Raw genomic sequence first — 25,578 nt, 5'->3', positions numbered from 1 at the left:
CGGGGGTGCCGGGGCTGACGGGCGCCGGGCTGCTCGTCAGTGCCCGGCGGAGACGTCGAGGTCGCGGGGCGCGAGCCGCGCCACGACCAGCGCCGCCACCAGCATCAGCGCGCCTCCGGCGAGCCCGGTCACGGCCAGCGCCTCGGTGAAAGCCTCCTGCGCCGCGACCAGCAGCGCGGCCCCGTCGGGCCCCGACCGCACGGAGATCTCGACGGCTCCGCCGACCGACTCGCGCGCGGCCGCCGCGTCGGCCGGCGACAGGGTGTCGAGACCGCCCACCGGCAGCCCGGCCCGGTAGACCGCCGCGGCGAGGCTGCCCAGCACGGCGACGCCGAGCACCGCGCCGATCTCGTAGCTGGACTCCTCGATCGCGGCGGCGCTGCCGGCCTGGTCGGCCGGGGCCGCCGACATGATGACCGCCGAGGCGACCGCGAGCGAGGCGGTGCCCAGCCCCACGAGGCCCAGCCCGACGGCGACACCGGCGTACGGCAGGGGCTGGGGCAGGACTCCGATGAGCGCGAAGCCCAGGCCGCCCGAGACCAGACCGCCCACGAGCACCGCGCGGGCGCCGGTGCGCGCGGCCACCGCGGGTGCGAAGGGGCCGGCCAGCACGCCGGTGACCGCGGCGGGGAGCAGGGCCAGGCCCGACTGCAGCGGCGACCAGCCCTGCACCAGCTGCAGCCACTGGCTGACCAGCAGGAACAGCGCCGCCATCGCGATGCTGGTGGCCAGCGCGGTCAGCACGCCCGCGCTGAAGCTGCGCTGGCCCAGCAGCCGCACCTCGAGCATCGGGTGGGCCAGGGCCAGGTTGCGGCGGGCGAAGAGGACGAGCAGGGCGAGGGCCAGCAGGAGCGCCGCGAGCGGCAGCGCCTCGAGGCCGTCCTCGGCGAGCTGCTTGACGGCGTACACGAACCCGACCATGCCCAGCACCGACAGGACGACCGAGGCGGGGTCGAGGACCCCCGGCTCGGCCGAGCGGCTCTCGGGCAGCAGCAGTGCGGCGGCCACCAGGGCCGCGGCCATGACGGGCACGTTGACCAGGAACGCGGCCGGCCAGCTCCAGTGCTCGAGCAGCACCCCGCCGGCGATCGGACCCAGCGCGGCACCCACGGCCGCGGTCGATCCCCACACCCCGAGGGCGGTGGCCCGCTCGCGCGGGTCGGTGAAGAGCGTGCGCACCAGCGACAGCGTGGTCGGCATGATCATCGCGCCGCCGACGCCGAGCAGGGCGCGGACCGCGATCAGGCCCAGCGGCCCGGTCACCACGAGGGCACCCAGGGAGGCCAGCGCGAAGACGGCGAAGCCGCCCATCAGCATCCGACGGCGTCCCCACCGGTCGGCGAGCACGCTGGCGGTGACCAGCAGCCCGGCCAGCGCCAGCGGGTAGGCGTCGACCATCCAGAGCAGCTCGACGGAGCCGGGCTCGAGGTCGCGGGTGATGGAGGGCAGGGCCAGGTTGAGGATGGTCATGTCCATCACGACCACCAGCAGGCTGGCGCTGAGCACCGCGAGCCCGGCCCACCGGCGGCGTCGGGAGAGCGGGGGCGCGGGCGACACGGGCGTGCGGATGTGGCTCATCGCGCGGACACCCCGTCCAAGAACGTGGAGACGACGATGTCCTCGAGCGGACGACGAGCGACGTCGCCGGCGCGCAGGGCGTTGCGCGAGCCGAGCATCAGGCCCCACACCGCGTGGCTGAGCCAGGCGGGGGGCAGGTCGCGGCGCAGCACGCCGGCCTGCTGCGCCGCGGCGTACAGCGCCACGTCGAGGCGCTCGAGGCCGGCCGCCCGCTCGACCAGCTCGGCCGAGTGGGACAGGAAGTGGTCGGTGAGCGCGAAGCCGAACTCCTCGGCGTCGACCACGCAGTCACGCAGGTGGGCCTCGACGCAGGCGCGCAGCCGGGCCGGGTCGCCCGAGTCGATGGCCGCCTGCTGCTCGCAGCGCTGCTGGGAGGCCTCCCAGCTGTCCAGGGAGGCGCGGCCGATCTCGGTGAGCAGGGCCTCGCGGGTGGAGAAGTGCCGGTGCAGCGTCGCCCGGGCCATGCCCATCCGGGCCGCGAGGTCGCCGAGGCTGAGGGTCGGGTCCTCGTTGAGGTGGCGGCGGGCCGCGTCGCGGGCCTCGTCACGAGGTGTCATGAGCACTCCCAAAGACAGATGTGTCGCAGATGAGACAGAAGTGTCTCATAGGCGGATGTGCCACGCCCCATCCGGGGAGCCCGCGCCGGTTTGAGCCGTCGACGGCGGAGGCACAGTGTCCTCACCAGGGCAGTGTCCTCACCGACCGCGGGGTCGCGCACCGGCTCTGGGCCGATCGAGGACCGGAGGACCCATGGCGACGCAGAGCCCCGCCGAGCAGGTGCACGACAGCGACCAGGGAGAGCTCAAACGGGCGATCGGGCCGCGGCTGCTGCTCTTCTTCATCGTCGGTGACATCATCGGCGCCGGCGTCTTCGCCATCACCGGCGACGTGGCCGGCGAGGTGGGGGGCGTGGCCTGGGTGCCGTTCCTGGTCGCCTTCGCGGTGGCCGCACTGACCGCGCTGTCCTACCTCGAGCTCGTCACCAAGCACCCGCAGGCCGCGGGTGCCGCGCTCTTCGTGCACAAGGCCTTCAACGTGCACTTCCTGACCTTCATCGTGGCCTTCGCCGTGGTCTGCTCCGGCATCACCAGCGCCTCGACCTCCTCGGGCCTGGTGGCCTCCAACCTGCTGGTCGGTCTCGACGGTCTCGTCGGGGGCGTGCCCACCGGCGACACCGCGACGCTGCTGGTGGCGCTGGGCTTCATGGTGCTGCTCGCGCTGGTCAACCTGCGCGGCGTCGGCGAGAGCGTGCGCTTCAACGTGGTGCTGACCTCGGTCGTGGTGCTCGCCCTCGGCGTCATCATCGCGATCGGCTTCTGGGCGATGGCCACCGACGGCGACGTCGGCCGGGTGGTGGTCTTCGAGTCGCCGGGGGAGAAGAACGTCTTCGCCGCGATCACCATCGCCACCACCGTGGCGTTCTTCGCGATGGTGGGCTTCGAGGACTCCGTCAACATGGTCGAGGAGGTCCAGGACCCGGGTCGCACCTTCCCGCGGATCATGCTGACCGGCCTGGGCGTCTGCGCGGTCGTCTACGTGCTGGTGGCCATCACCGTGGTGGTGGTGATCCCGCCCGGCGACATCACCGACCCCGTCAACCCCGAGGCGGGCATCCTGCTCGACGTCGTGCGGGTCGGGGCCCCCGGCCTGCCGATCGACGACATCTTCCCGTTCCTGACGGTCTTCGCGGTCGCCAACACCGCGCTGATCAACATGCTGATGGCCAGCCGGCTGATCTACGGCATGGGCAAGCAGGACGTGCTGCCGCGCTCGCTGTCGGCCGTGCTGCCCGGGCGCCGCTCCCCGTGGGCCGCGATCCTCTTCACCACCGCGATGGCGCTGGGCCTGATCACCTACGTGCGGCTGCGCTCCGACAGCGACATCGTCGTGGCGCTCGCCGGCACCACCGGGCTGCTCCTGCTCGCCGTCTTCACGGTCGTCAACATCGCCTGCCTGGTGCTGCGCCGCGACACCCGCACCGAGCCGGTCTTCCGCGCCCCGACCTGGGTGCCGTACGTCGGCGCCGCCACCGCGGCGTTCCTCGTGGGTCCCTGGGCGCGCAACGAGGACGACCACATCCAGTACTCCATCGCCGGCGTGCTGCTGCTGATCGGGGTGGCGCTGTGGGTGCTGACCTGGGCCACCAACCGCGGTGTGCGGGCCCAGCGCACCGGGTTCCGCGACATCGACAGCCTCGAGGAGCAGTAGCTCGATCGGCGTGCGCGGCGTGGGTCGGGACACACCCCGTCCCACGCGCGGACGACGAATCGGAGGGCCGGCGGCGCCGGACGTAGGCTGGTGCGGTGAGCGCCATCCCCGACCTCGAGAGCCTGCACGCCCGCGGAGCGGCCCAGCAGCCGTCGTACCCCGACCGCGCGGCGGTCGACGCCGCCGTGTCCCGGCTGCGCACGATGCCGCCGCTGGTCTTCGCCGGTGAGTGCGACGACCTGACCGACAAGATCGCCGCGGTCACCCGCGGCGAGGCGTTCCTGCTGCAGGGCGGCGACTGCGCCGAGACCTTCGCGGGCGTCACCGCCGACAACGTGCGCAACAAGCTGCGCGTGCTGCTGCAGATGGCGGTCGTGCTGACCTACGCCGGCTCCGTGCCGGTGGTCAAGGTGGGCCGCCTCGCCGGCCAGTACGCCAAGCCGCGCTCCTCCGACAACGAGACCCGCACCGTCGACGGGCAGAGCGTCACGCTGCCCGCCTACCGCGGCGACGCGGTCAACGGCTTCGAGTTCACCCCCGAGTCGCGGGTCCCCGACCCGCAGCGCCTCGTCGACGTCTACAACGCCTCGGCCGCCACGCTCAACCTGGTGCGCGCCTTCGTGACCGGCGGCTACGCCGACCTGCGCCAGGTGCACACCTGGAACACCGACTTCGTGCGCTCCAGCCCGATCGGGCAGCGCTACGAGTCGATGGCCGCCGACATCGAGCGCGCGCTGACCTTCATGAAGGCCATCGGCGCCGACCCCGACGAGTTCCACCGCGTCGACTTCCACTCCAGCCACGAGGCGCTGGTGCTGGAGTACGAGCACGCGATGACCCGCATCGACTCGCGCACCGAGGCGCCGTACGACGTCTCGGGCCACTTCGTGTGGATCGGCGAGCGCACCCGCCAGCTCGACGGCGCCCACGTCGAGCTGCTGAGCAAGATCCGCAACCCCATCGGCGTCAAGCTCGGCCCGACCACCACGGCCGACGACGCGATCGCGCTGGCGGCCAGGCTCAACCCCGACAACACCCCGGGCCGGCTGACCTTCATCACCCGCTTCGGTGCCGGCAAGATCCGTGACGGCCTGCCCGACCTCGTCGAGAAGGTGACCGCGGCCGGGGTGCAGGTCGCGTGGGTGTGCGACCCGATGCACGGCAACACCTTCGAGGCCTCCTCGGGCTACAAGACCCGCAAGTTCGAGGACGTCATCGACGAGCTGCAGGGCTTCTTCGACGTGCACCGTGCGCTGGGCACCTGGCCCGGCGGCATCCACATCGAGCTCACCGGCGACGACGTGACCGAGTGCGTCGGCGGTGGCGAGGAGCTGGCCGAGGTCGACCTCGGCAACCGCTACGAGTCGGTCTGCGACCCGCGCCTCAACCGGGTGCAGTCGCTCGAGACCGCGTTCCTCGTGGCGGAGATGCTGCGCAAGGCCTGAGTACGGCGACCCGGCGCCAGTTCCCGGAACTGGCGCCGGCTCGGCGTGGGCCCCGACCCGGCCGGTTCGAACCGGCCGGGTCGCGGGTGTGAGGATGCCGGGGTGATCGACCTGCGCTCCGACACCCTGACCAAGCCCACCGAGTCGATGCGTGCCGCCATGGCGCGCGCCGAGGTCGGCGACGACGTGTACGGCGAGGACCCGACCGTGCTCGACCTCGAGGAGCACGTCGCGGGCCTGCTGGGCCACGAGGCGGCGCTGTTCACCCCCACCGGGTCGATGGCCAACGTGCTGGCGGTGCGGGCCCTGGTCGAGCCGGGCCAGGAGGTGCTCTGCGAGGCCTCGGCCCACATCGCGCGGGCCGAGCTCGGCGCGCACGGCGCGATCAGCGGCGTGACGATGCGCACCTGGCTGCACCCCCGCGGCCAGCTCGACCTCGACGTCGTCGAGCACATGCTGGCCCCCGACATGGGCCCGTTCTTCGTGCGCACCGCGGCGGTCTCGGTCGAGAACACCCACAACTTCGCCGGCGGCACCGTGCTGCCGATGAGCGACCTGCGCGACCTGCGCGAGCTCGCCGACGGCGCCGGGATCGCGGTGCACGTCGACGGCGCCCGGCTGTGGAACGCGCACGTGGCGACCGGCACGCCCCTGGCGGAGTACGGCGCGGTCGCCGACACGATGGCGGTCTGCCTCTCCAAGGGCCTCGGTGCGCCGGTGGGCTCGCTGATGGTCGGCTCCGCCGACGCGATCGCCGAGGCGCGGGTGCGCCGCAAGCGGATGGGTGGCGGGATGCGGCAGGTGGGCATCCTGGCCGCGGCCGGCCGGCACGCGCTCGACCACCACATGGACCGGCTCGCCGACGACCACGAGCACGCCGCCCTCCTGGCCGAGGCCTGCGGCGTCGACCCGGCCGGCGTGGACACCAACATCGTGGTGGTGCCGCACGACGACGCCTCCGGCTTCGTGGCCCGCGCCACCGAGGCCGGCGTACGCGTCTCGGCGGTGGGACCGCGCACCGTGCGCCTGGTGACCCACCTCGGGGTGGACCGCGCCGCCGCCGAGAAGGCGGCAGCGGTGCTCGCCGGCCTCTGAGGGCCGCCTACCCGCCCGCGGGCGGAGCCCGGTCGACGAGCCCGTCGAGCACCACGTCGCTGATGGCGGTGGTGTCGCGCGCGGCCGGGCCCGAGCCGGGCTCGGTGACCGACTCGATGCGCAGGCGCACGGTGTCGGTGGTGACCGCACCGACGTCGATCGCCTGCGGCTCGCGGGCCTGGTCGAGCTCCTGGCGCACCGGGGGAGCGTCGCCGAGCAGCCAGGTCACGGCGGTGACCCGGCGTCCGCCCGTGTAGAGGTCGTAGGTGGTGCCGTCGGAGACCGACGTCTTCGCGTAGCCGTTGACCAGCCCGACGCTGGTCAGCGTGACGGGGGAGTCGAAGCGCAGCACCAGCTCGGTGCCGACCGCCGCCCCGGCCACCCGCCACGCGGTGGCGGGGTCGTCGTCGAGCAGGTTCGCCGCGTCGTACGTCGTGGTCGCGCCGGTGGCGATGTCGACGCTGTCGTCGTCCTGGGCGGGTGCGAAGGCCTGCGCCAGATCGAGCAGCGAGCGGGGCTCGGCGTCGCCGCCGGCACCGGGTGCGCCCGGCCCGGCCCCGTCGTCGCGACCGCCCAGCCAGGCGGCGCCGCCGACGGTGAGCGCGGCCAGGAGCAGCAGGACGAGCACCAGGAGCGGCCCCCGACGTCGAGCCCGCGGCTCGGGCGGGGGAGACGGCGGGGGAGACTGCGGAGGAGCAGCGGGCACCGCGGGCAGGCCCGTCTCCGTCGGCTGGTGCCACGAGCCGGGCCGTGGGGACGTCGGCCCGGGGTCGACGTAGAGCGGGTAGCGGGCCGGGCCGGGCTGCTGGCCGACGGGCGGCGGAGCCTCCACCTCGGGGGCGTCGGCGCGGCGGTGGCCACAGCTCGTGCAGTAGCGCCCGACGTCGACGAGGGCGGCTCCGCAGGCGGTGCAGTACGCCGTCACGTCCCTCCCCAGGTGCCGCGGGCCCCTCCCGTGCGGCGCGACCAGCCTAGCCAGCGACCCCAGCCGTCTCGGTCGGCCCCGACCGGCCCCGACCGGCCCCGACCGGTCCCGACCGGGCCCGGCGCGTGGGTCAGGCGGTGCGGATCCGCTCGCCGGCGTCGACGCGGCCCAGCACCGGGGGCAGCCGGCGCACGGCCGAGGCGAGCTCACGCAGGTCGGTGCCCAGCAGCGCCTGCGGGCCGTCGCAGAGCGCGGTCTCGGGGTCGGGGTGCACGTCGACGATCACGCCGTCGGCCCCGGCCGCGATGGAGGCCCGCGACAGCGGCACCACGAGGTCCTTGCGTCCGGCGGCGTGCGAGGGGTCGGTGATCACCGGCAGGTGGCTGGTGGCCTGCACGACCGGCACCGCCGAGATGTCGAGGGTGTTGCGGGTGGCCGGCTCGAAGGTGCGGATGCCCCGTTCGCACAGCACGATGTCGAGGTTGCCGCGCTGGGCGACGTACTCGGCGGCCATCAGCCACTCCTCGATGGTCGCGGTCATGCCGCGCTTGAGCAGCACCGGCTTGCCGGCGTCGCCGACGGCCTGCAGCAGCCCGAAGTTGGCCATGTTGCGGGTGCCGACCTGCAGCATGTCGGCGTGCTCGGCGACCACGGCCACGTCGCGGGCGTCGACGACCTCGGTGACCACGGGCAGCCCGGTGGCCTGGCGGACGTCGGCGAGGATCTCGAGGCCGCGCACCCCCAGGCCCTGGAAGGCGTACGGCGAGGTGCGTGGCTTGAACGCTCCGCCGCGCAGGATCGTGGCGCCCGCGGAGGCGGCCATCTGCGCCGCCTCGAGCGTCTGCGCCGCGGTCTCGACCGCGCACGGCCCGGCCAGGAAGGTGAACGTGTCGGGGCCGATCGGCACCTGGTGCCCCGGCGGGCCGACCCACACCGTCGAGCGGTGCGGGTGGTGCTGGCGGCTGACCAGCTTGTAGGGGTCGGAGATGCGGTGCACGTCGGCGACCCCGCGCAGGGTGCGCAGGTTGAGGTGGTGGAAGGACTCGATGTCGCCGACCAGCCCGATGATCGTGCGCAGCACGCCCTTGCTGACGAACGCCTCGCCGCCGACGCCCTCGACCCGCTCGACGACCCGCGCGACGTCCTCGTCGGTGGCGTCGGGGGACATGACGACGACCATGGGAGGAGGGTAGGCGCGGGCGAGGACGGCGCTGCGGGGCTTCCAGCCCGCGAGACCGGCGTCACGTGCCGCTCACACCGCCAGGTGGGTGACCTGTCCCTCGATCGGGCCGTCGTCGGGGCTGGGGCGCGGGCCCGGCGGATGCTGGCTGCGCGGCGGGCGCAGCTCGACGACGAGCATCGCGGTGAGCACCATCAGGCCGCCGCCCAGCATCCGGGCGGTGGTCGCCTCGCCGCCCAGCCACACCGCGAAGGTGGCCGCGAAGACCGGCTCCATGCTCATGATCAGCGCGGTGCGGGTGGGCGGCAGGTGCGCCTGCGCCCAGGTCTGGGCCAGCATCGCCAGCGCCCCCGCGACCAGCGCCATGTAGACCACCGAGGCCCAGTCGGCGCGGGTGCTCGGCAGCACCATGCCGTCGGGGGCGGTGGCCAGGGTGCAGACCAGGGCGATCACCGCGATCTGCAGGATCGCCATGCCCAGCGCCTGGCGGGCGTCCGACCAGGCACCCAGGCCCACGATGTGCAGCGCGTAGAGGATCGCCGAGACGAAGGTGATCGCCTCGCCGTAGCCCACCGAGAGCCCTTCGAGGCTCAGCACCGCCAGGCCGGCGGTGGCCAGGGCCACCGCGGCCCAGGTGGTGCGGCCGATGCGGGTGCGCAGCAGCACGGCGGCCAGCAGCGGCGTGATGACGACGTACATGCCGGTGATGAAGCCCGAGACGCTGGCCGGGGTGTGCGCGAGCCCGGCGGTCTGGAGGATCTGGGCCAGCCCGTAGACGAGCCCGAGCACCGCCGCGTGGCGTCGCGACCCCGCGCTGAGCCGCGACAGGGCGCGCGGGGCGACCACCACCATCGCCACGGTCGCCACGGCGAAGCGCACTGCCAGGAAGTCGAGGGTGGGCACCCGCTCGAGCAGGTCCTTGATCAGGAAGAAGGTGCTGCCCCAGCTGGCGGTCATCGCCAGCAGCGCCAGCGTCGCGAGCACCGAGGTACGGCGCCCGACGACCGCCGCCGTCCCGCCCGTCGTCCCGGTCGTCACCGAGGCACGCCGTGGGCCTCGGCGCGCAGGCGCTTGAGCAGGGGGATGTCGGCGTTGTCGTCGTCGCGGGAGCCGGGCGTCTCGAGCACGAACGGCACCCCCTCGGTCGCCGCGTGGGCGAAGAGCTCGCCGAAGGCGGCGGTGCCGATGTGGCCCTCGCCGATCCGCTCGTGGCGGTCCTTGAAGGCGCCGCGCACGTCCTTGGAGTCGTTGGCGTGCACCAGCCGCAGCCGACCCGGCCCGCCGATCTCCACGATGCGGTCGAGGGTGGCCGCGGCCCCGCCCGGCTCGTCGAGCGGCGCACCGGCCGCGAAGACGTGGCAGGTGTCGAGGCAGATCCCGGCGCGCGGGTGGTGGTCGAGCGCGTCGAGGTACGCCGCCAGGTCCTCGACGCCGGCGCACAGGGAGCGGCCCTGGCCCGCGGTGGGCTCGAGCAGCAGCCAGGGCGCGTCGTCGCCGAGGGTCTCCAGCAGCGGCAGCAGCCCCTGGCGGACCTGGCCCAGCGCGGCTGCGTGGCGCTCGGCGGCGCCGGCCGGGTCGCCCTGCGGCTCGACGTACGAGCCGGTGTGCACCACGACCCCCTCGGCGCCGATCTCGGCGGCGCGGCGCAGGTTGTGGGCCACCACGGCGACGCTGTTGTCGTAGGTGCTCTGCGTCGGCGAGCCGAGGTTGACCAGGTAGGGGGAGTGGATGAAGGTGCGGATGCCGCGCTCGGTCGTCGCGGTGCGGAAGGCCTCGTCGTCGGCCGGGCGGCCCGGGCTCAGCGCCCAGCCGCGCGGGTTGCCCACGAAGACCTGCAGGGTCTCGCAGCCCAGTCGTTCGGCGTCGGCCAGGGCACCGGCCGCCAGGCCCTTGCCGACCAGGACGTGGGTGCCGACGGGGTTGCGCCGGACGAGCGCGGCGGAGTCGAGGGTGCTCACGCGAGCACGCTAGGGAGCGCGGCTCGGGGGCCGCCAATCCGCGTCGACGTGCCGGCCTCACACGGCGTGCAGCGGACGGTCGTCCTCGGTGCGGTCCGGAGCCTGGTCCGCGGAGCCGGCCGCGGTGGACCGTGTGGCGGGCTGCGCTCCTGCTCGCACCAGGGTGACCACGAAGCAGCACCCCACGGGCGTCGGCTCCAGGTGCAGCGCGCCGCCCATGCCCCGCGCCAGCTCGCGCGAGATGTGCAGGCCGAGCCCGGTGCTGAGCACGTGCCCGCCGTGCACGCCCCGCTCGAAGACCGACGGGGCCAGCGCGGCGCTGATGCCGGGGCCGTCGTCGTGGACCCGCAGCTCGAGGACGTCGCCGACCTCGGTGGTGGACACGCGCACCTCGGCGCCCGGCGCGTGCCGCATGGCGTTGACCAGCAGGTTGCCCAGCACCGTCGACAGGTCGTCCGGCGAGCCGAGCGCCCGTCCGGCGACCTCGTCGGTGCGCACCCGCAGGCCGGCGACCTGGCGGGTCAGGGCGACGTCGCGGACCACCTCGCGCACGTCGAAGGCGACCAGGTCGCAGCCCTGCTGGCGCAGCAGCCGCTCGAGGTGGTCGACCTCGCGCAGCGCCGCCGACTGCAGCCGGTGGGCCAGGTCGCGGTCGAGCTCGTCGGCGTAGCGGTCGAGGGTCGAGAGCGCCGACCGCAGCGCCCCCAGCGCGCTGCGGGTGTCGTGCTCGACCTCCTCGGCCCGCGCCTCGCGGCGCGCTCCGACGAGCGCGGCCTCGAGGAGCGCGGCCTCGAGTGCTGCTCGCTGCTCCTCGACCAGCCGCACCACCCGGGCGGCCGCTCGGTGCACGACCAGCCCGACGGCCAGCACCAGCAGCAGGGTGCTCCCCAGCACGAGGGGGTCGACGAGGCGCGGGTCACGGCCCAGTGCCTCGGGCAGCAGGCCCACCGACACCGCCACGGCCGCAGCCACCCCACTGACCGCGACCACCGTGTGCGTGTCGTGCCACCGTCCGGTGCCGGCTGCGGCGCACGCTCTCCCGTGTCGGCGCATCGTCGCCCCCTCGTGCTGCCCCTCCCCAGGGGTTGCGGACCCCGAGCCCGCGAGAACGAGTGTGCTACCCGATCGGTCGAAGCAGAATGACCCGTAGGGACCAGGTGGGCATGGTCAGAAATGACTAGATGAGGTAGAGCGTGATCGTCGAGCCCCTCGGCACGAGCTCGCCTCCCCCGGGGTCGGTGCGGAAGACGAAGCCGAGGCCGAGGTAGTCGGAGATGTTCTCGACGCGCACCACGAAGCCGAGCGACTCCAGCTCGGCCCGCGCGGCGTCGACGCCCTGGGCCTTCACGCCGGGCACCTCGACGAGCTCGGGGCCCTTGGAGACGGTGAGCGTCACGGTGTCGCCCTTGAACAGGGTGCCGCCACCCGGCTCCTGGGACACCACGTCCCCGGCGGGGACGCCGTCGGAGAAGACGTCCTCGTTGCGCTGGACGACCAGGCCCTTGCGCTCGAGCGTGCGCTGGGCCTCGTCGGCCGGCTCGCCGACCCAGTCACCGACGTTGATCGGGCGCCGGCCCTTGCTGACCACGAGGTCCACGGCCGCGCCGGGACGCAGCTCCCTGCCGGCGACCGGCGTGCTGCGCACCACCTGGTCGTCGGGCACGGTCTCGGAGAACTTCTCGCGCACCCGGCCGAGCTCGAGGTCCACCTCGGCCAGGGCGGCCTCGGCCTCCTCGAGGCTGCGGCCGGCGAGCTCGGGCACGGGGTACAGCTCGACCCCCAGGCTCAGCACGATCGTCACGTCGTCGCCCGTCAGGGCCCGGCTGCCGGCGCCCGGGTCGGCGCTGACCACCCGGCCCTCGGGCACCCGGTTGCTGTAGACGGCCTCGCCGACGACGACGCCGAAGCCGGCGTCCTCGAGCTCGGCGACCGCCGAGGCACGGCCCTGCTCCAGGACGCTGGGCACGGTCGAGTAGCGGGCCCAGCCGTACCACCAGGCGCCCAGGCCGAGGGTCGTGGCCAGCACCACGGCCAGCAGCACCAGCAGCGGACCGCGCCAGCGCCGGCGCCGCCGACCGGGCCGACCGGGCTGACCGGGCTGACCGGGCCCAGCGGGTCGGGCCGGCGCTGCGGCAGCCCCCGCCGGGCGGCTCACCGGGTGGGCCGGGTGCGGTCCGTCCGGGGCGCTCGCCGCAGCCGGTACGCCGGCGCGCAGCAGCGACGTCGGCTCGTGGTCGCCGTCCGCAGGGGCGCCCAGCGACGGGCCGGGGCCCTCGCGGACGGGCTCCTCGAGCACGGGCGCCCCGGTGTCGGGGTGCAGCAGCAGCGGTGCCAGGTCCTGGGTGAGCTCGGGGTCCTCGCGCACGCCCTCCGCCAGGGCGTGCGCCACCCGGTGCACGTGGTGCAGCAGGACGCCGGCGTCGGCCGGGCGCAGCCCGCGGTCGCGTGCGGTGGCGCGGGCCACCAGCGCGTCGACGTACCCCGGCAGCGTCGGCTCGAGCCGCGAGGGCGGGGCGACGTCCTCGTGCACGTGCTTGTAGGCGACCTGGATGGGGCTCTCGCCCTCGTGCGGCTTGGCGCCGGTGAGCAGCTCGTAGAGCAGCACGCCCACCGCGTAGACGTCGGCGCGGGCGTCGCTGATGCCCTGCGAGACCAGCTCGGGGGCCAGGTAGGAGACGGTGCCGATCAGCACGCCGCCCGTCGCGGTGTGCTGGGTGTCGGTGCCCACGGCCTTGGCCAGGCCGAAGTCGGCCACCTTGACCCGGCCGTCGTCGGCGATCAGCACGTTCTCGGGCTTCACGTCGCGGTGCACAATGCCCGAGCGGTGCGCCGCGGCCAGCGCGGAGACGACCGGCTCGACGAGCGCCAGCGCGCGGGCCGGCGACATCGGCGCCTCCTTGACGATGACGTCGCGCAGCGTGTGGCCCGCGATGAGCTCCATGGCCAGGAACACCGTGCCGTCGTCGTCGCCCTGGTCGAAGACGGCCACCACGTTGGGGTGCGAGAGCCGGGCGGCGGCCCGCGCCTCGCGCACGAAGCGGGCGGCGAACTCCTCGTCGTCACCCAGCCCGACGTGCATCACCTTCACGGCCACGACGCGGTCCAGACGCAGGTCGGTGGCCTCGTAGACGCTGGCCATGCCGCCGCGCGCGATGCGGGGGCCGATGCGGTAGCGACCGTCGAGCAGCCGCCCGGTCATGGGGTCGGCGGGACCGCCGGACGTGCCCTGTCGGGCAGGCCGGGCGACCTCGTGCGGCTGCCGGTCTGGCGGCACAGCGACCTCCTGCGGGACCGGACGGGGAAGGTTCCGGCCGCTCCATGGTAGGCGGGCGGGCCGCCGGGGGCGGGCACCGGCGGCCCGCAGGCGGGTCGGCGCACCGGCCCACGGGCGGCTCGGTTGGGCGGGCCTGGTGCGGGGTGGGACCATGGAGCCATGAGCGAGACTTCCCTGGCCGAGCACGACCTGGCCGCCCTGGTCGACGACTGGATCGACTGGGCCGAGGCGGCGCGCCGACTCGAGGTCAGCGTCGGCAAGGTCCGCACGATGATCCGTACCCACGAGCTGGCGGCCGCGGTGCCGGTGCCGGGGGAGGGCCAGAAGATCCCCGCCCTCTTCATCGACGAGGAGGAGCGGCTGCCCGTCAAGGGCCTGCCCGGGCTGCTGACCGTGCTCCACGACGGTCGCTACGACGACCGCGAGTGCATCGCCTGGCTGTTCCTCGACCAGGCGCTGCCGGGCCGGCCGATCGACGCGCTGCGCGAGAACCGCGGCTCCGAGGTCAAGCGCCGCGCCCAGGCGATGGCGCTCTAGCCCCCAGCAGGAGCCGACGAGGACCTGAGCAGGAGCCGACGCCGTGGTCTACCGGATCTCTCCCGAGAACGTCCGCCCCCCGCGCGGGGGACCCTCCGGCGCGCTCGCCATGGTGCTGGTGCTGGCCCTGGCCGTCGGCATCTGGCTGCTGGCCGGTCGCGACCCCGGCAGCTCGACCTTCGGCGGCCAGGACCCCGACCAGCGCACCGCCCCCTCCGGGGAGGTCGCGCCCGTCGACCCGGTCAGCGGGCTGCCCTACGTCTCTCCCGTCGACCTGCCGCTGCGGGTCATCGACCTGCTGGCCGACGTCGACACCGGCGCCGACCTGCCCGCCGGGGTGGTCCGGCGTCCCTTCCCCGACGCCGCGGGCGTCCTGCCCGCGCAGCCCGGCAGCCGCTACTACACCGAGTACGACGTCGGCGACGGCGCGCTGCTGGTCGCCGGCCCGCGCGGGGAGCGCTACTACAGCGACGACGCCGGGGCGACGTACGCCCGTATCGGCCCCTGACCCTCGCGTCAGACGACGCGCTGGGTGGCCGCGGCCGCGAGGGTGGTGAGGACCGTCCGGGCCTCGGGGTCCAGGCCGCTGCGCTCGAGCGAGTCGGTGGCGCGCCGGGTCAGCGCGGTGATGACCTCCTCGACCTGGGCCTGGGCGCCGGAGCCGGTGATGATCGAGCGCAGCCGCTCGACCTGGTCGGCGTCGAGGGGGCGGCCCAGGGCCCGGTCGAGCAGGGCCGCGTCGTCCTCGTCGGCCCCGTCGAGGGCCAGTGCGACCAGCACCGTGCGCTTGCCCTCGACCAGGTCGTCGCCAGCGGGCTTGCCGGTCGTGGCCGGGTCGCCGTAGACGCCCAGCAGGTCGTCGCGCAGCTGGAAGGCCTCGCCGAGCGGGAGGCCGAAGGCGCTCAGCTGGTCCATCGCGGCGGCGTCGGCGCCGGCGAGCGCCGCCCCGACCTGGAGCGGACGCTCGATCGAGTACTTCGCGGACTTGTAGCGCAGCACCGTCATCGCGGCGTCGACGTCGGCGCGGCCCCGGGCCTGCACCGAGACGTCGAGGAACTGCCCCGCGATCACCTCGGTGCGGCACAGGTCGAGCACCTCGAGGGCCGCGACCACGCGCGGCAGCGGCAGCCCGCAGCCGCGCAGCAGCTCGTCGGACCACGACAGCAGCAGGTCGCCGAGCAGGATCGCCGCGGCGGCGCCGTACTGCTCCGGGTCGCCGCGCCAGGCGTCGGAGCGGTGCTCGCGCTCGAAGGCGCGGTGCGTGGCCGGGCGCCCGCGACGGGTGTCGGAGGCGTCCATCAGGTCGTCGTGCACGAGCGCGCTCGCGTGCAGCAGCTCGAGCGCGGCGCAGGCGCGCACCAGTGCCTGCTCGTCGACCGGTGCGGCCACGGCCAGGTGGCCCCACCAGCAGAATGCGGCGCGCAGGCGCTTGCCGCCGGCGACCACGGCGCGGGCCTCGGCGAGCAGCCGCTCCGCGTCGGGGCCCAGCGGGGCCAGGCGGTCGGCCTGCCGGTCGAGGAACTGCTCCAGTGCGGCCTGGACCTGGTCGCGGAAGCCGTCGGCGTCCCAGGTGGTGGAGGCCGCGGGGGCGGGGGAGTCGCTCACCGCATCACAGTAGGAGACGTACCCAGAACTGGCGCCGTTGGGTGGACGCCCACCCCTAGGTGCGCAGGCGCTCCATAGAATCGGCGCCATGACCATCGGCCGCGGACGTGCGCTCACCGACCTGATCGCTGCGGGTGGGCGCTCCTTCTCGTTCGAGTTCTTCCCGCCCAAGGACGAGGCCGGAGAGGCCCAGCTGTGGGACGCCGTGCGCGCGCTCGAGCCCTACGACCCGACCTTCGTCTCGGTCACCTACGGCGCCGGCGGCAGCAGTCGCGGCACCACGGTGCGCCTGACCGGACGGATCGCGCGCGAGACCTCGATGCTGCCGATGGCCCACCTGACCTGCGTGGGGCACACCCGCACCGAGCTCGAGCAGATCCTCGACGAGTACGCCGCCGCCGGCGTCCACCACGTGATGGCCCTGCGCGGCGACCCCACCGAGGGCCCGCGCGCCGAGTGGACGCCCACCGAGGGCGGCCTCGACCACGCCGACCAGCTGGTCGAGCTGGTCGCCGCCCGTCGCGAGTTCCGCATCGGCGTCGCGGCGTTCCCCGAGCGGCACCCCTCGTCGGCCTCGCTCGAGCACGACGCCGACGTGCTTGTCGCCAAGGCCCGCGCCGGCGCCGAGTTCGCCGTGACCCAGATGTTCTTCCGGGCCGCCGACTACTTCTCGCTCGTCGAGCGGGTGCGTGAGCGGGGCGTGGACCTGCCGATCCTGCCGGGCATCATGCCGATCCTGAACCTGCAGGCGATCCGCCGCCAGGGCGAGCTCATCGGCACCGACGTGCCCGCCGACGTGGTCGAGCGCATCAGCGCCCACGACGGCGACCCGGTCTCGATGCGCGCCGAGGGCATCACCCAGGCCGCCGAGCTGTGCCAGGAGCTGCTCGAGGGCGGAGCACCGGGGCTGCACTTCTACACGCTGAACCGGTCGAAGGCCACGCGCGAGATCTTCGAGAAGCTCGACGTCCGCCCCTGACGGGCCGGCAGGGGCCGTGGCCGTCGCCGCGGTGTCAGGCGGGTCCCACGCACTGGGCCACCAGGGCCGCCGACAGCCCCACGAAGGGCAGCCCCGCGCCCGGTGTCGCGTGCGCGCCGGCGGCGTACACACCGGGCACGGGCGTGTCGGGGCCGAGGCGGCGCTGCACCGTGGCCCGGCCCTGCCACAGCAGGCCGAGCGGTGAGCCGCCCCAGGCCTCGACGAGGTCGCGCGGGGAGCGGTCGACCCGGGTGACGACCTGGCCGCGCACGTCGATGCGGTGCCGTGCCAGCGCGACCAGCACGTCCTCGGCCAGGCGGCCGCGGCCCTGCACGGTCCAGGCGGCGCCGCCGTCGGGGGCCTCGCCGCCGGTGCGCACCACCAGCGTGGGGTCGCCGTGCAGCACGAGCTCGTGGGGCACCTCGGGCAGGTCACCGCTCAGCCCCACGTGGCACACGACGGGCGGGATCGCCGGCATGGTGCGCTCGACCAGCCTGGCCAGTGCCGGCAGGCCGCGGGGGTCGATCGCGCAGACGACGACGTCGGCGTCGACCTCGCCGTCGTCGGTGCTGACCGCCACGGCCCGGCCGCCGCGCACCACGACGTCGCGCACGACGGTGCGCAGGCGCACGTCGACCCCGCGGGTGCTCATCCGCGCGGCGAGCACCTCGCCGACCCGTGCCATCCCGCCGGGCACCGTCCAGGACCCGAAGCGCTGCTCGAGGTAGGCCACCAGGCCCATCCAGGCGGGGACGTCGCGGACGGCGTGGCCGTCGGTGACGAAGGGGTGGGCCGCGACGTCGCGCAGCCGGTCGTCCTTGAGCGTGCGGCGCAGCCGCCGCTGCAGGGTCTCGCGCGAGCCCAGCCGCTCCTTGAGGTCGGCCGGCAGCGAGGTGCGCTCCCACGGCTGCTCGAGGTAGTGGCGGCGCAGCACCTCCCAGTCGTCGGTGTAGGCCGCGACGTGGTCGAGCCACGCCTGGCCCTGGCCGGGGGAGAGCTCCTCCACCGCCCGCAGCTGCCCCGAGCGCGACCCGCCGGGCAGGGCCAGCTCGGAGCCGTCGACGAAGCGGTGCGTGCGCACCGTCTCCAGCGCGACCAGGTCGAGCTCGCGCTCGAGCGGGCGCCCGGTCTTGCGGAACAGGTCGCGCAGCACCGCGGGAAGCAGCGTCGACGTCGGGCCGGCGTCCCAGCGGTAGCCGTCGGCGTGCACCGAGCCCAGGGCCCCGCCGAGGGTCGCGGCACGCTCGAGGAGGGTGACGTCGTGGCCGGTCTTGGCGAGCCGGCCGGCGGTGGCGAGGCCGGCGTACCCGCCCCCGACCACCACGACCCTCGCCACGGGCACAGACTAGCCAGGCGGCTCAGGCCGGCGGGGCCTCGACGTCGACGACGCCGGCGCCGGTCATCTGGCGCAGCTCCTCGAAGGAGGTCGAGAAGACGGCGGCGGGGTGGCCCGCGGCCGCCCAGACGACCTCGTGGCGCGCCAGCCACTCGTCGAGGTACGTCGGCACCGGCGCCGGGTGGGCGAGGGGGGAGACCCCGCCGATCACCTGCCCCGTGTGCTCGCGCACGAAGTCGGGGCCGGCCCGGGCGAGGCGCTCGACCCCGATGCGCTCGGCGAGCGCCCGCACGTCGACCCGGTGCGCGCCCGAGGTCAGCACCAGCACCGGCGAGCCGCCGGCGTCGAAGAGCAGGCTGTTGGCGATCGCGCCCACCTCGCAGCCCAGGGCCTCGGCGGCCAGCGCGGCGGTGTGGACGGCGTCGGGCAGGACGACGACCTCGCCGTGCCCACCCAGGCGGGCCAGCTCGGCGCGGAACCGGGCGATGCCCGGGTGCTCGGTGCTCATGGCTGCGACCCTAGAGTTCGCACCGGGTGCCCCGCACCCGGCTGCCGCCCCCGGACCACGAGACCACGCACGAGACCACGCACGAGAGAGGGCCGTCATGGACGACGACCGCCTGGAACGACCGCGCGCGCTGAGGGCGTGCCTGCGGCTGCACCTGGTGCTGCTGGCGCTGGGGGCCCTGACCGTGGTCCTGACGGCGGTGCTGCGCGACGACCTGGTGCTCAACTGGGCGCGGGGGCACCGCTCGGCCGCCGAGATCCTCGAGCGGCAGGGTCTCGACTACCTGATCGAGGAGCAGCCGATCGCGGTCCCGCAGTTCTTCCCGGTCGCCGCGGTGCTCTTCGTGGTGATGGCGATGCTGATGGGGGTGCTGCTGGTCTTCTTCCGCAACGGCCACCACTGGGCGCGGGTGTGCCTGGCGGTGCTGGTGGTGATGACGGCGGTCGCGACCCTGAGCGGCATCCGCGTCGAGCCGCCCCAGGTCTTCGTGGTGCTCAGCTACCTCTCGCTGGTGGTCGAGGTCGCGATCCTGGTCACCATGTTCCACCCCGACACCGACCGCTACCTCAGCGCCACGCACGACCGGATCGCCGCCTCCTGAGCCGTCGGCGGCGCTCCTCCACAGGGCCCCGCCACGATCCTTGACCCACTGTCGGTGGGGGCGTGTACCTTGGGAACAAGTTCGAACACAGATTCGAACATGCTCCCGGCGGGGGCGACCTCGACCCCGCCTCCGCTGGGGGCTCCAGGCGGACCTGGCGCCCGGCGCGCCGGAGAGGTGGCAGTGATGGAGCTGATGCGACGCTACGACGAGCCCGTCGAGGTGCGGTGCGGCCAGCTGGCCGGCGCCGAGACGATGGTCCCCGAGCAGTTCCTGTGGCGCGGGCGGCTCTGGAAGGTCCGCTCGGTGCTGGAGCACTGGGTGGAGACCGGGGAGTGGTGGCGCCACGCCGGCGTGCGGGCGGTGCTGGGGTCCGAGGAGCCCGCCGACGGCTCGAGCGCCGAGCGGCCGGCCCGCCCCCGCCCGCTCGAGGAGCTGCTCGCCGAGCGCGCGCTGTGGCGCGTCGAGGCCGGGCGTGGTGCCGCGGTGCGCGGGGCCGAGGACGCCGGCGGGGTCTTCGACCTCGCCCTCGACGTCGACGCCGGGCAGTGGCTGCTCGTCGGCTGCGCGGACTGACGGGGTGCCGGTGATGACCCGCTCCTCCTTCTCCGCGCCCGTGCCGCACCCGCAGGCCCTGCCGGTGACCACGCACTCCTACCTCGCCCGGGCCGCGGAGTCGCTCAGCGAGGCGATGGCCACCCCCGAGGTCCCGGCCCGCTACGCCGGGGCGCACGTGTCGGCGCTGCGCTCGGCCGCCGCCCTGCTCTCCGCGCGGGCCCGGCCCGCCGGTCCGCGCCGCCGGGCCCAGAAGAACGCCTGGGTGCTGCTGGCCGAGGTGGCCCCCGAGCTCGCCGAGTGGGCCACGTTCTTCTCCGCCGGCGCCGCCAAGCGGGCCGCGGCCGAGGCCGGCTCCTCGCGGGCGGTCACCGAGCGCGAGGCCGACGACCTCGTCCGCGACGCCGACCGGTTCCTCGCCGTGGTCGAGCAGTGCCTGGGGCTGGTGCCGCACCCGCCGCTCCAGGAGCGCATCGCCCGCGCCGGGTGAGGCAGGCTGGGCCCATGCCTCCCGTCCTCGCCCCGCGTCGGCTCGGCGTCCTCCTCCTCGTCGGTGTCCTGGGGCTGCTCCCGGCCTGCGCCGGCCAGGAGCCCGCCGAGGAGGCCGGGTCCGCGGGCGGGGCGCGCACGTTGCTCGACCCCGTCGCGACGGCCGGCGCGACCGCCGTCGCGCAGGCGCTGGCCAGCCCCGACGGCACGGCGCTGAGCGTGCGGGGGCACCTGGTCGGCCAGCCCGTCGCCCCGGGCGAGGTGGTGCGCGGCCCCTTCTCCTCCGACCTGGCGCTCGCGGTGGCCGACGACCCGGGGGAGCGCGACCCGGCGCGGATGCTCCTGGTCCAGCTGCCCGCCCCGCTGCGCAGCACCTGGGGCCTGGCCTCGCACCCCGAGCTGCTGGGTGCGGAGGTGGTGCTCGGCGGCGAGCGGGCGTCGTACTTCTCGGCCGCCGGGCTCAAGCAGGTCGACGCGGTCGCGCTCGTCGGTGCCGCGCCACCGACCCCGGCCCCGAGCGCCGCCGGCGACCTGCCCGCGGTGGTGCAGGAGTACTACGCCGACGCCGAGGGTCGCTCCGGCGACGACCTGGCTCGCGCGCTGCACGAGATCGTCTCGACCGACGTCGAGCGGCTGCGCTACGACGAGCTGTGGGAGGCGCTGCGCGACACCGACGCCGACCCCGCAGCGCCCGGTCGCGTGATCGAGCTCTACACCGGCGACAGCGTGCCGGGCGACGCCAACGGTGGAGACCCCGAGGAGTGGAACCGCGAGCACGTGTGGCCGCAGAGCCGTGGCGGGTTCGGCACCGCCGCGGGCCCCGGCACCGACCTGCACCACGTGCGCCCGGCCGACGTCAGCGTCAACGCCGACCGCTCCAGCCTCGACTTCGACGACGGCGGCAGCCCCCAGGGCGAGGCCGCCGACACCTACCGCGACGCCGACTCCTGGGAGCCGCGCGAGGCGGTGAAGGGCGACGTGGCCCGGATGGTGCTCTACATGGCGGTGCGCTACGAGGGCGGCGACGGCTTCGCCGACCTCGAGGTCTCCGAGCAGGTGGGCCGGCGCGACCTCGACGCGCTGGGCCACCTCGGTCGGCTCTCGACCCTGCTGCGCTGGCACGAGCAGGACCCGCCCGACGCCTTCGAGCGCGCCCGCAACGACGCGATCTTCGAGACCTGGCAGGGCAACCGCAACCCCTTCGTCGACCGTCCGGAGTGGGTCGCCGCGATCTGGTGAGGGCGGGTTGGCGCCGGGGACGCGGCGGGGTTAGGCTGGACGTCTTCTCGAACATGAGTTCGAGAAGATTGTCGTCAGGGTCGAGCCGACGCGAGAGGTGGACCGACCCGTGCCCGACCCGTTCCCGCACCTGCACGTCGCCTCCGGCTACTCCCTGCAGCACGGCGCCTCGCTGCCGCACCTGCTGGTCCAGCGCGCGGCCGACCTCGGCATGGACCTGCTGGCGCTGACCGACCGCGACGGCACCTACGGTGCGGTGAAGTTCGCCAAGGCGTGCCTGCAGGCCGGGATCAGCCCGGTCCTCGGGGTCGACCTGGCCCACCGCCCGGCCCCCGTCGAGGGCCGGGCGCCGGTGCCCGGGCGCGGGCGCACCCCGGTGCGGGGCGGCGTCTTCCGCGACCCGCGGCTGCCCCGGGTCACCCTGCTGGCCCACGCCGCCGGCCCCGGCGGCGGGCGGGGCGGCTGGGCCGCGCTGTGCCGGGTGCTCTCGACCACCCACCTCGCCGGCGAGCGCGGCACCCCGGTCCTGGACCCCGAGGACCCCGAGGTCGCGGCGCTGCTCGGCTCCGGCGACCTGGTCGTGCTGCTCGGCCCCGCCTCCGAGGTCGGGGCCGCGGCGGCCGTGCGCCGCCGCGACCACGCCCGGGCCGCCCTGGAGCGCTGGCGGGCCCTGGTGCCGCGCGAGAACCTCCAGGTCGAGGTGGTCTCGCACCGCCTGGCCGGCGACGGCCCCGGCTCGACCCGGCATGCCGCCCGGATGCTCGCCCTGGCCGAGGAGAGCGGCGCGGGCTCGGTGCTGACCAACGCGGTGCGCTACGCCGATCGCAGCGACGCCGCCACCGTCGACGTGCTCGACGCCGCCCGGCGCCTGGTCGCCCTCGACCGGCGCCACGTCGACCGCGGCAACGCCGAGGGGCACCTGAAGTCCGGTCCGCAGATGCGCGAGGTCGCCCACGAGGTCGTGGCCCGCGCCGGCGCCGGCACCGGGCGCGAGGCGCTGCGCCTGCTGGCCCGCACCCGGGCGCTGGCCGAGCGCTGCGCCCTCGACCCGCGTGCCGACCTCGGCCTGGGCGAGGTGCACTTCCCCGAGTTCAGCCTCTCCACCGACCACCCCAGCGCCGACGTGGCGCTGCGCGCACGCTGCGAGGGCGCCATCGGCGACCGCTACGGCAGCGGCGGGCTCGCGGTGGTGTGGAAGCGGCTCGACGACGAGCTCGCGGTGATCGGCGAGCTCGGCTACGCGTCGTACTTCCTGACCGTCGGCGACGTCACCGACCTGGTCAAGCAGATGGGGGTGCGGGTCGCCGCGCGCGGCTCGGGGGCCGGCAGCCTGGTCAACTACCTGCTCGGCATCTCCGGGGTCGACCCGATCCGCCACCAGCTGCTGATGGAGCGCTTCCTCTCGCCGCTGCGCCAGGCGCTGCCCGACATCGACGTCGACGTCGAGTCCGACCGGCGCACCGAGGTCTACGAGCGCATCCTCGACCGCTACGGCGGCGAGCGCTGCGTGTGCGTCTCGATGATGGACACCTACCGGGTGCGCCACGCGGTGCGCGACGTCGGCGCCGCGCTCGGCATGCCGCCGGCCGAGACCGACGCGATCGCCAAGGCCTTCCCCCACATCCGGGCCCGCGACGCGCGGGCGGCGCTGGCCGAGCTGCCCGAGCTGCGCGCCAGCGGGCTGGGCGAGGCCCGGCTCGACCTGATGTTCCAGCTCGTCGAGCGCCTCGACGGGCTGCCGCGCCACGTCGCGGTGCACCCGTGCGGGGTACTGCTCTCCGACGCGACCCTGCTCGACCGCACCCCCGTCGAGGCGTCGTACGCCGGCTTCCCGATGAGCCAGTTCGACAAGGACGACGTCGAGGACCTCGGCCTGCTCAAGCTCGACGTGCTCGGCATCCGGATGCAGTCGGCGATGGCGCACGCGCTCACCGAGATCGAGCGGGCCGAGGGGGTGCGCATCGACCTCGAGGACGACCAGCAGGTGCCCTTCGACGACCCCGCGACCTACCGGATGATCTCGGCGGCGCGCACCCTCGGGGTCTTCCAGATCGAGTCGCCGGGCCAGCGCGAGCTGGTCGGCAAGTCCGGCATCGAGACCTTCGAGGACATCATCACCGACATCTCGCTCTTCCGGCCCGGGCCGGTCAAGAGCGACATGATCACGCCCTACCTCGAGGTCAAGCACGGGTGGCGCGAGCCGCGCTACCTCCACGACGACCTGCGCCCGATCCTGGCCCCGACCCGGGGCGTGGTCGTCTTCCACGAGCAGGTCATCGAGATCATCGGCTGCTTCACCGGCATCTCCTACGCCGAGGCCGACGAGAAGCGCCGCGCCCTCGGCGACGCCGAGGGGATGGCCCAGACCCGGGCCTGGTTCTTCCCGCGCGCGCTGGGACGCGGCTACCCCCTCCCCGTGGTCGAGGAGGTGTGGAGCGTGCTGGAGGCCTTCGCCTCCTTCGGCTTCTGCAAGGCCCACGCGGCGGCGTTCGCGCTGCCGACCTACCAGTCGGCCTGGCTCAAGGCGCACTGGCCGGCGCACTTCCTGTCCGGGGTGCTGACCCACGACCCGGGGATGTACCCCAAGCGGCTGATCCTCGAGGACGCCCGCCGCCTCGGCGTGGCGGTGCTCGGGCTCGACGTCAACGCCTCCGAGCAGGCCTACGTCGTCGAGCGGGTCGAGCCCACCGGCGCCCACCCCGGACCCGACGTCCCCGACGGCCGCCCCTGGGGCATCCGGCTGGCGCTGGCCGAGGTCAAGGGCATCAGCGAGGCCGAGGTCTCGCGCATCGTCGCGGCCCGGCCCTACCACTCGCTGCCCGACTTCTGGCAGCGCGCACGGGTCTCGCGCCCCGTGGTCGAGCGGCTGGTGCTGGCGGGCGCCTTCGACAGCACCTACGGCATCGGGTCGGCGGGTGGCAGCGACGTACGCCGCCGGGGGGTGCTGACCCGCCGCGACCTGCTGCTGCAGGTCGCCGAGCTCGACCGCCAGGGACGGGCCCTCGAGCGGGCCTCGCGGGGGCGGGGGCTGGCCGGTCGCAAGACGTGGAGCGGCACCACCGCGCGTGCTCACCAGGTGGCCGAGGCCGCGGCCGCGCGCAACAGCACCGACCTCGGGGTGCGGGAGCGGGCGCAGGCGGGGGAGAGCGCCGCCGAGACCGACCGGCGCCGCGACCGGCGCCCGGGCGACCAGGCCGAGGACTACCGCGACGACCGCGGCGCCCCGGTGCGCGAGGGCGTGTGGGGCCGCTCGCTGGCCCAGGCCCGCACCGCCGCACCGCCGCCCCCGGTCGACTCGGTGCAGCTGAGCCTCGACCTCGGCGACGCGCCGGGGGAGGGCGGGGTCTCGGGCCTGCCCGAGATGACCGGCGAGGAGCAGATGCGCGCCGAGCTCGAGATCCTCGGCCTCGACGCCAGCCGGCACGTCGTCGACACCTACGGGCCCTTCCTCGACGCGCTCGGGGTGACCCGCAGCGAGCAGCTGCTGCAGCGGCGCAGCAAGGCCGAGCTGCTGGTGGCCGGGGTCAAGGTCGCCACCCAGACCCCGCCGATCCGCTCCGGGCGCCGGGTGGTCTTCCTGACCCTCGACGACGGCACCGGGCCGGTCGACGCGACCTTCTTCGAGGACGCCCAGGGTCCCTACGCCGCCACCGTCTTCCACTCCTGGCTGCTGGTGGTGCGCGGCGAGCTGCGCCGCACCGGCCACCGCGGGGTCTCGCTGCGCGCCACCGGCTGCTGGGAGCTGCCGGCCCTGCACGAGCAGTGGCGCCGCGGCGGCATCGAGGCGGTGCACGAGCAGATGGCGGTGGTGCCCGAGGGCTTCGGCGGCGTCGGCGTCGAGCTCGCCGGGCAGGGCGCGGCGCAGAGCCGGGCGCCGCGACCGGTGATGGCGCGCCCCGACGGGCCGGGTGCCGCGGGCGGCATGGGGCGCCGGCGCGTGCTGGTGCACTCCAGCGGCTTCCGGCTCTCGCCGTACGCCGACATCAAGCCCGCCGGCGAGGAGACCCGCGACGTGGCACGCAAGCTGTGGCACCGCAGCCCGGGGAGCCCGGGATGATCGGCGTGC

General features: G+C 75.1%; 22 protein-coding genes. 11 read left to right on the top strand and 11 right to left on the bottom strand.

Annotation, left to right across the window (positions count from 1 at the left end):
• Positions 1-36: 36 nt before the first annotated feature.
• Positions 37-1,578, bottom strand: coding sequence for an MFS transporter (locus JOE61_RS02870; protein WP_193670404.1), 1,542 nt, complete (start codon positions 1,576-1,578; stop codon positions 37-39).
• The gene (locus JOE61_RS02865; RefSeq protein WP_193670403.1) at positions 1,575-2,135 is read right to left on the bottom strand and encodes a TetR/AcrR family transcriptional regulator; all 561 of its coding nucleotides are present in this window, start codon (positions 2,133-2,135) and stop codon (positions 1,575-1,577) included. The genes JOE61_RS02870 and JOE61_RS02865 overlap by 4 nt, the downstream gene beginning before the upstream one ends.
• A gap of 193 nt (positions 2,136-2,328) precedes the next feature.
• Between JOE61_RS02865 and JOE61_RS02860 the strand changes: the two genes are divergently transcribed.
• The 3 genes from JOE61_RS02860 to JOE61_RS02850 all read left to right on the top strand — a co-directional run bounded on the left by JOE61_RS02860 (position 2,329) and on the right by JOE61_RS02850 (position 6,326).
• Positions 2,329-3,786 (top strand): APC family permease, encoded by a 1,458-nt coding sequence (locus JOE61_RS02860; protein WP_193670402.1) that lies wholly within the window; start codon positions 2,329-2,331, stop codon positions 3,784-3,786.
• A gap of 95 nt (positions 3,787-3,881) precedes the next feature.
• The gene (locus JOE61_RS02855; protein ID WP_193670401.1) at positions 3,882-5,231 is read left to right on the top strand and encodes a class II 3-deoxy-7-phosphoheptulonate synthase; all 1,350 of its coding nucleotides are present in this window, start codon (positions 3,882-3,884) and stop codon (positions 5,229-5,231) included.
• A gap of 102 nt (positions 5,232-5,333) precedes the next feature.
• Positions 5,334-6,326 carry a threonine aldolase family protein gene (locus JOE61_RS02850; RefSeq protein WP_193670400.1) on the top strand — a complete coding sequence of 331 codons (993 nt, stop codon included), beginning with the start codon at positions 5,334-5,336 and terminating at the stop codon, positions 6,324-6,326.
• A gap of 7 nt (positions 6,327-6,333) precedes the next feature.
• Here JOE61_RS02850 and JOE61_RS02845 read toward each other — a convergent pair whose 3' ends face one another.
• The 6 genes from JOE61_RS02845 to pknB form a co-directional block, all read right to left on the bottom strand.
• Positions 6,334-7,251: an NADase-type glycan-binding domain-containing protein gene (locus JOE61_RS02845; protein WP_193670399.1), complete on the bottom strand. Its 918-nt coding sequence runs from the start codon at positions 7,249-7,251 to the stop codon at positions 6,334-6,336.
• A 130-nt stretch (positions 7,252-7,381) separates the two neighbouring features.
• The gene (gene aroF, locus JOE61_RS02840; RefSeq protein WP_193670398.1) at positions 7,382-8,431 is read right to left on the bottom strand and encodes a 3-deoxy-7-phosphoheptulonate synthase; all 1,050 of its coding nucleotides are present in this window, start codon (positions 8,429-8,431) and stop codon (positions 7,382-7,384) included.
• A gap of 72 nt (positions 8,432-8,503) precedes the next feature.
• Positions 8,504-9,469 carry a DMT family transporter gene (locus JOE61_RS02835; RefSeq protein ID WP_307822771.1) on the bottom strand — a complete coding sequence of 322 codons (966 nt, stop codon included), beginning with the start codon at positions 9,467-9,469 and terminating at the stop codon, positions 8,504-8,506.
• Positions 9,466-10,389, bottom strand: a complete 924-nt coding sequence (locus JOE61_RS02830) for a deoxyribonuclease IV (protein ID WP_193670397.1) — start codon at positions 10,387-10,389, stop codon at positions 9,466-9,468. Before JOE61_RS02830 ends, JOE61_RS02835 begins: the two co-directional genes overlap by 4 nt.
• Before the next feature lie 57 nt (positions 10,390-10,446).
• Positions 10,447-11,349 carry a sensor histidine kinase gene (locus tag JOE61_RS22000; RefSeq protein ID WP_193670396.1) on the bottom strand — a complete coding sequence of 301 codons (903 nt, stop codon included), beginning with the start codon at positions 11,347-11,349 and terminating at the stop codon, positions 10,447-10,449.
• A gap of 217 nt (positions 11,350-11,566) precedes the next feature.
• On the bottom strand, positions 11,567-13,663 hold the full coding sequence (gene pknB / locus JOE61_RS02820) for a Stk1 family PASTA domain-containing Ser/Thr kinase (RefSeq protein ID WP_307822770.1): 2,097 nt from the start codon (positions 13,661-13,663) through the stop codon (positions 11,567-11,569).
• Between the two features lie 159 nt (positions 13,664-13,822).
• On the opposite strand from pknB, the gene JOE61_RS02815 reads away from it, so the two are divergent.
• Entirely contained in the window at positions 13,823-14,200 is a 378-nt protein-coding gene (locus JOE61_RS02815; protein ID WP_193670395.1) for an Rv2175c family DNA-binding protein, read from the top strand.
• 43 nt (positions 14,201-14,243) lie between these two features.
• A complete protein-coding gene (locus tag JOE61_RS02810; protein ID WP_193670394.1) occupies positions 14,244-14,708 on the top strand; it encodes a hypothetical protein in 465 nt (154 codons plus the stop codon).
• An 8-nt stretch (positions 14,709-14,716) separates the two neighbouring features.
• Here the strand turns inward: JOE61_RS02810 and JOE61_RS02805 are convergent, their stop codons facing one another.
• Positions 14,717-15,805, bottom strand: coding sequence for a polyprenyl synthetase family protein (locus JOE61_RS02805; protein WP_307822769.1), 1,089 nt, complete (start codon positions 15,803-15,805; stop codon positions 14,717-14,719).
• 88 nt (positions 15,806-15,893) lie between these two features.
• Between JOE61_RS02805 and metF the strand changes: the two genes are divergently transcribed.
• Complete coding sequence (gene metF, locus JOE61_RS02800; protein ID WP_193670393.1) at positions 15,894-16,784, top strand: methylenetetrahydrofolate reductase [NAD(P)H]; 891 nt, start codon at positions 15,894-15,896, stop codon at positions 16,782-16,784.
• A gap of 34 nt (positions 16,785-16,818) precedes the next feature.
• Here the strand turns inward: metF and JOE61_RS02795 are convergent, their stop codons facing one another.
• On the bottom strand, positions 16,819-18,120 hold the full coding sequence (locus JOE61_RS02795) for a phytoene desaturase family protein (RefSeq protein ID WP_193670392.1): 1,302 nt from the start codon (positions 18,118-18,120) through the stop codon (positions 16,819-16,821).
• Between the two features lie 22 nt (positions 18,121-18,142).
• Positions 18,143-18,628 (bottom strand): YbaK/EbsC family protein, encoded by a 486-nt coding sequence (locus tag JOE61_RS02790; RefSeq protein WP_193670391.1) that lies wholly within the window; start codon positions 18,626-18,628, stop codon positions 18,143-18,145.
• A 97-nt stretch (positions 18,629-18,725) separates the two neighbouring features.
• Here JOE61_RS02790 and JOE61_RS02785 point away from each other — a divergent pair, with 97 nt between their 5' ends.
• The 5 genes from JOE61_RS02785 (at position 18,726) to JOE61_RS02765 (ending at position 25,569) form a co-directional block, all read left to right on the top strand.
• Positions 18,726-19,229: a hypothetical protein gene (locus tag JOE61_RS02785; RefSeq protein WP_193670390.1), complete on the top strand. Its 504-nt coding sequence runs from the start codon at positions 18,726-18,728 to the stop codon at positions 19,227-19,229.
• 186 nt (positions 19,230-19,415) lie between these two features.
• Positions 19,416-19,805, top strand: coding sequence for a DUF6504 family protein (locus tag JOE61_RS02780; RefSeq protein ID WP_227492163.1), 390 nt, complete (start codon positions 19,416-19,418; stop codon positions 19,803-19,805).
• 13 nt (positions 19,806-19,818) lie between these two features.
• Positions 19,819-20,274, top strand: a complete 456-nt coding sequence (locus JOE61_RS02775) for an SAV_6107 family HEPN domain-containing protein (protein WP_193670389.1) — start codon at positions 19,819-19,821, stop codon at positions 20,272-20,274.
• A 14-nt stretch (positions 20,275-20,288) separates the two neighbouring features.
• A complete protein-coding gene (locus JOE61_RS02770) occupies positions 20,289-21,512 on the top strand; it encodes an endonuclease (protein WP_193670388.1) in 1,224 nt (407 codons plus the stop codon).
• A gap of 109 nt (positions 21,513-21,621) precedes the next feature.
• The gene (locus tag JOE61_RS02765; RefSeq protein ID WP_193670387.1) at positions 21,622-25,569 is read left to right on the top strand and encodes a DNA polymerase III subunit alpha; all 3,948 of its coding nucleotides are present in this window, start codon (positions 21,622-21,624) and stop codon (positions 25,567-25,569) included.
• Positions 25,570-25,578 lie beyond the last annotated feature (9 nt).

This window comes from Nocardioides salarius (assembly GCF_016907435.1).
In the GTDB taxonomy this organism is placed as follows: Bacteria; Actinomycetota; Actinomycetes; order Propionibacteriales; family Nocardioidaceae; genus Nocardioides; species Nocardioides salarius.
The sequence above is the reverse complement of the archived record's forward strand: the minus strand, read 5'-3'. Positions and strand labels throughout refer to the sequence as shown.

Bases quoted from the DNA above. Each gene is read 5' to 3' on its own strand.
- JOE61_RS02870 (WP_193670404.1), bottom strand. From the start codon at position 1,578: ATGAGCCACATCCGCACGCCCGTGTCGCCCGCGCCCCCGCTCTCCCGA.
- JOE61_RS02865 (WP_193670403.1), bottom strand. From the start codon at position 2,135: ATGACACCTCGTGACGAGGCCCGCGACGCGGCCCGCCGCCACCTCAAC.
- JOE61_RS02860 (WP_193670402.1), top strand. From the start codon at position 2,329: ATGGCGACGCAGAGCCCCGCCGAGCAGGTGCACGACAGCGACCAGGGA.
- aroF (WP_193670398.1), bottom strand. From the start codon at position 8,431: ATGGTCGTCGTCATGTCCCCCGACGCCACCGACGAGGACGTCGCGCGG.
- JOE61_RS02815 (WP_193670395.1), top strand. From the start codon at position 13,823: ATGAGCGAGACTTCCCTGGCCGAGCACGACCTGGCCGCCCTGGTCGAC.
- metF (WP_193670393.1), top strand. From the start codon at position 15,894: ATGACCATCGGCCGCGGACGTGCGCTCACCGACCTGATCGCTGCGGGT.
- JOE61_RS02790 (WP_193670391.1), bottom strand. From the start codon at position 18,628: ATGAGCACCGAGCACCCGGGCATCGCCCGGTTCCGCGCCGAGCTGGCC.
- JOE61_RS02785 (WP_193670390.1), top strand. From the start codon at position 18,726: ATGGACGACGACCGCCTGGAACGACCGCGCGCGCTGAGGGCGTGCCTG.
- JOE61_RS02780 (WP_227492163.1), top strand. From the start codon at position 19,416: ATGGAGCTGATGCGACGCTACGACGAGCCCGTCGAGGTGCGGTGCGGC.
- JOE61_RS02775 (WP_193670389.1), top strand. From the start codon at position 19,819: ATGACCCGCTCCTCCTTCTCCGCGCCCGTGCCGCACCCGCAGGCCCTG.
- JOE61_RS02770 (WP_193670388.1), top strand. From the start codon at position 20,289: ATGCCTCCCGTCCTCGCCCCGCGTCGGCTCGGCGTCCTCCTCCTCGTC.